Genomic DNA, 4,761 nt, shown 5'->3' with positions numbered 1-4,761 from the left:
ATCCAGAACGTCGCGGCCCAGCGCGCGGCCGAAGCCGGCTCTTGCCGCCGGCCCGAGCCTTGCGCCCGGCATCTCGGCCTCGATGCAGGCGTCGCCGGAAAAGAGCCCGACGCGGCGGATTTCGGGACCGGCTTCGGCGCGCCATGCATCGCCGATCCCGAGCCGGTCGAGAAGCGTGAGATTGCTTGCCGAGATGTATTCGCCGCACACCTTGCGGCGCGGAAACATGTTCTTTTCCACGATCGCCACGCCCCACCCGCGCCGGGCAAGCGCCAGCGCAATCGACGTTCCCGCGGGGCCGGCGCCGATAACGATCGCGTCGTGGGTGGACGGCCGCCTCATGGCGCGTCCACGGCCGGCATCGAGCTCGCGCCGACGAAGACATGCGAGAAGGCTCCGGCGCGCCGTTCCTCGAGCGGTCTGCCGCCGGCAGCGCTCCAGAGGCTGGAAAGCTCGCGGCCGCGGAAGCCGGCGCGCACACTCTGAGGGGCGTCATGCCTGGTGACATCATTGGCGCCGATCGCCCATAGAAGCCGCGCCGCGGCCAGCGCCCAATTCGCCCGCAGCGGTTCTGTCGCCAGGATGAGCGGAGCCTTGCGCCGCAAAAGCAAAAACAGGCGCAGCAGTCCGGCGTCGTCGAAATGATGCAAGAACAGGTTGACCGTGATCGCGTCGAAGGGCCTGCCGTCCGTCTTCTGCGCCCAGTCGACGACGTCGGCAGTGACGGTTTCGAGCTTCCATCCCAGCCTGGCGAAATCGGCGGCGAGCGCTGGCGTGACGAGACCGACGCGATCGAGCATCGTCAGTTCCACCCCGGGCCAATCGGTGGCCAAGCGGCGGGCCACCTTGAGCATGAAAGTGCCGTCGCCCGCGCCGATCTCCAGAATGCGCTCGGGCGGCTTCGGCAAGAATTTCCGCAGCAGCATGGCCATGATCGGCGCCTGGAACATCAGCGCGTTGATGCGGGCGAGATCGCGGCGCGAGCGCAGCGCCCGCGCATCGTCGGCGGCGAGCCCATCCAGGATTTCCGGGACGAGGCTGCGCTGCGCGAGCGCGGTCATGAGACGGTCCTGAACAGCATGGTCTCGGCCGTCAGGCCGGGTCCGAAAGACATGCCGCAGCCCAGCAGTCCGCCGGGCCTCTTCAGCATCTCCTCCATCACGAACATGACCGTCGCAGACGACATGTTGCCGTAGCGGCGCAGCACCTCGCGCGACGGCTCGAGCGCGGCCGGTTCGAGAGCGAGCGCCCTTTCGACGGCGTCGAGAATGCTGCGCCCGCCGGGATGCACGGCCCAGAGGTCGATCGCCTCCGGCGGCCGGCCACCAAGGATTGCGTCCTGGCTGCTTCGCAACGCTTGCTGGACCGCCCCCGGGACCTTGCCGGAAAGAAACATGTCGAAGCCGTGGTCGCGGATATCCCAGGTCATCAGGTCCCGCTGCTCGTCGGCGACGGCGCAACAGAAGGAGTCGAGCTCGATGCCGGGCGGCTCGGCGGTCACGAGCGTCGCCGCGCAGCCATCGCCCCAAAGGCAGAAAGAGAGCAGCTTTTCCAGCTCGTCGGTCTCCCTGATGTGCAAGGTGCATATTTCGATATTGACCAGCAGGATCCTGGCTCGCGGGTTGGAGCGGACGATGTGGCGGGCAAGCTTGAGGCCGCTGACCGCCGCATAGCAGCCCATGAACCCGATTATCGTGCGCTCGATGCCATCCGGCAGGCCGCAGCGCTGAACCAGATCGAGGTCGATACCGGGCGCGGAGAAACCGGTGCAGGTGGTAACGATGAGGTGGGTGATGCGCGACGCCTCGTCGCCAAGATGCAGCCCGTCGACGCCGCTTTGCGCCAGGACCGGGGCGGCTTCGCTGAACATCGCCATTCTGACGGCCGTTCCGGGAAAAGCGCCACGCCTGAAGGTCCCGGCGAAGTCGGCCGACGGCCCTTCGGGTTCGAGGGCGGGCGCGAAGCAGGAAAAGCGGTGCTCGATGCCGGCGAGGCCGGCCATGCGTTCGAATATTCTCCTGCGATCGGGGGCCAGCATCGAGGCTGCGTAGCGCAGGTAGAACTGGTGGACGTCGTGCTGCGGAACCGCCGTCGCGATCCGGTTGATATAGGCACTGGCGGACACGTTTCTGTCTCCCTGGGCTCGGGCGCGATGCGCCGGAGGGGTTTTTGCTACTGACAGGCGCCAAGCGTTGAGCGTTGCCTATTCGATAAACGTTTCGGAAAACCAGTTTCTTCCTGGCGGTCCAAAAGATTCTGGAAGGATCATACGCAAAATCAAAGTGTTACGGTGTCTTTCGCGCGCGAAGGGCACGCCGGCCACGAGCGCATGGAGCCGGCGGGAATCTTCGGTCCGTCAGGCAAAGCTTCGGGCCGATCACTTGCTGCCTTGCACCGCTCCGGGCACGATCAAGGCTCCCTGATCGCGCTCCGAATACCTGAAGCCGATAAAGAACAAGGCGATGATGATGAGGCAGATCGCCAGCACGGTGGCGAGGATCCTTCCCGGGTGGTTTTCGGCAGGCTGTTTGTCTTCCATGGCGGTTCGCCTCGCTTATAAACCCGACCGGAGCGGCAAGGGTTCCAAGCTCCCAGGCGCAATGGCCGGATGAGGAAGCCGATCGCGGCGATCACGTGACATCGATGACGACCATCAGCCCGCCGCCGCCTTTCTCCTCGACATTGTTGTTCGTCGTGTGGTGCGGGATGTGGCAGTGGATGAGCCACTTGCCCGGGCGCTGCGCCTTCCAGACGGCGTCATACCGCTGCCCCGGGCCGACATTGATCGTAATCGGCAAGGAAGCGCGCCGAGGGTGGGATCGTCTCGCCGTCGCGGGCAACGACCTCGAACGGTCCGCCATGGATGTGCATCGGGTGGATGAAGCCATTGTTCGTGCCAATGAAGCGCACCTTAAGCGTCTCGCCGACCTCCATCTTGATAGTGTCAGTTGAAGGATAAGCCCTGCCGTTGATAGTGAAGAAATTCGGCATGCCGCCGTCCATCGGCATCGACGGATAGGTCAGACCCTCGCGCACCAGCCATTCCTGCAGCTCGATGACATAATCATGATCGGCCACGACCTCGTCGGCAGGATTGGCGGGATCTATGATCAGCGCCCCGTAGAGACCGAGCGCCTGGGTCCGGTCTGGCTTGGCGTGCGGATGGTAGAAATAGGTTCCGTGCTGCGTTGCCGTGAACTCGTAGGAATAGGTCCGTCCAGGTTCGATCGGCGCTTGTGTGATCTCCGCTGGCCCATCCATCTGGTTCGGCAGGATCATGCCGTGCCAGTGAATCGTCGTTTCCTCGGGCAGATCGTTAGTCACGTTGATCCGCACTTTGTCGCCCTGCCGAATGTGAATGCGCGGGCCGGGAATCTGGCCATTATATGCATAGGCATCCACCGCCACGTTCGGCAGGATCTGCCAGCGGATCACCGAAGGGCGGAGTTCGAACACCTTGACGTCGTTCTCCACTCGAAAAGGCAATTCCTGATCGCCTTTTTTCGTCAAATCATAGGTAGCGCTCACGAGGCGCGGGTTGGTGGCTGCCATATCGCGCATGGCGTCAGCCGGCGTATCGCGATCCATGATCATGCCCTGGGGCATGATCACCCCGCCAACGTCGCGGGCCGACAGCGTGAGGTTCAGCCAGTTCGCCGGCGCCGCCATGCCAATTGCGAGCGCGACCAGGGAAACCGCCCCGAGCGCAATCACCTGTGCCGTTGTGGCGTCCGTCTCCATATGGTGGCCGTCCTTGCCTTTGCGGGAGGCCATGTCGTGGCCCCTTCCGTGACGGTCAGTGGCGTCGGCCTGCTGCATCTGCATGTGGGCGTGTTGTCTCTTTGCAGGCTGTTCCCGACTGCCCCTCTCGGCGGGTGGCGGGCGCTGCGTCATCAGCCCGTGCTTCAATTTTCGTGCAACCAGCCACACATTGGCGGGATAGGCGAGGGTAAAACCGGCGATGACACCGATCGACATCACACCCCAGAATAAAAGTTCCGTCGGCTCCATGGCCCGCATGTCGCGGCCCATCATCAGGAAGCTCATGACCGGCGCCATGCCGGCCATCATGAAATTCATGGAGATGAATTCGGGCAGGAAACTCTTGTGCACATTCTCCCAGTAAGTGCCGCCCATCATCGATTTCATGAACAACGACTGGAAGATGAACAGACCGAAGGCAAAGCCGGCCAGATATTCGACGATGAGGTCGAGCCACATGGGCAGGCCGAGCGTGGCGGTGATGACGGCGGCGAGGATGATGCCGGTGGCATCGCCAGCGACGCAATGGATGGTCGAGCCGACGCCCTGTTTCCAGAGCGGGCTGGTGAAGGCCTCATGCTCGCCGGGGCGCGGCTCCTTGTCGGCCAATACATAGAGCAGCAGTCCCAGCGGACCCATATAGAGCGTCACCAGGATAAAACCCCATTTCATCACCACCGGTTCGGGGTTGTTGCGGTACTGGTCGATGCCGACATAGAGGGTCGAGGCCGCCGCAATCGCGAACCAGGCAATGAGGAAATAGTCGATCGGCTGGATGAGCATGATTGCGGCCTCGTCCCATGAAACGGCTGGTTGTATTTCCTGCACATGAACGCGGCCGCGGCCATTGCGATCCGACTGCAGTCCAGTAGCCAGTTCGATCCCGCTTGACCTTCCAGCAACTGGAACCCTTAGCGTGACGGTATCCGGCGGCGGACTTCCTCACTATCCAGGAGCAAAACATGCATCGACGCAGTTTTCTGGCGGCAGGCCTGGCGA

4 protein-coding genes and 1 pseudogene are annotated in these 4,761 nt (G+C 63.3%); all 5 read right to left on the bottom strand.

From position 1 onward, the window contains the following. On the bottom strand, positions 1 to 342 hold a 342-nt coding region (locus EN781_RS26375), incomplete at its 3' end, for an FAD-dependent oxidoreductase (RefSeq protein WP_127400482.1). Then, on the bottom strand, positions 339 to 1,061 hold the full coding sequence (locus EN781_RS26370) for a class I SAM-dependent methyltransferase (protein ID WP_126055462.1): 723 nt from the start codon (positions 1,059 to 1,061) through the stop codon (positions 339 to 341). The genes EN781_RS26375 and EN781_RS26370, both read right to left, overlap by 4 nt. Then, positions 1,058 to 2,125, bottom strand: coding sequence for a type III polyketide synthase (locus tag EN781_RS26365; protein WP_126055463.1), 1,068 nt, complete (start codon positions 2,123 to 2,125; stop codon positions 1,058 to 1,060). The genes EN781_RS26370 and EN781_RS26365 overlap by 4 nt, the downstream gene beginning before the upstream one ends. A gap of 252 nt (positions 2,126 to 2,377) precedes the next feature. Beyond that, on the bottom strand, positions 2,378 to 2,539 hold the full coding sequence (locus EN781_RS34515) for a hypothetical protein (protein ID WP_189347868.1): 162 nt from the start codon (positions 2,537 to 2,539) through the stop codon (positions 2,378 to 2,380). A 91-nt stretch (positions 2,540 to 2,630) separates the two neighbouring features. Beyond that, positions 2,631 to 4,545, bottom strand: a pseudogene (locus EN781_RS26360) (DUF4396 domain-containing protein). Positions 4,546 to 4,761: the final 216 nt, after the last annotated feature.

Source organism: Mesorhizobium sp. M4A.F.Ca.ET.090.04.2.1, assembly GCF_003999085.1.
Lineage (GTDB): Bacteria > Pseudomonadota > Alphaproteobacteria > Rhizobiales > Rhizobiaceae > Mesorhizobium.
Note: the sequence above shows the minus strand (reverse complement) of the source record. Positions and strands in the feature narration are given on the sequence as shown.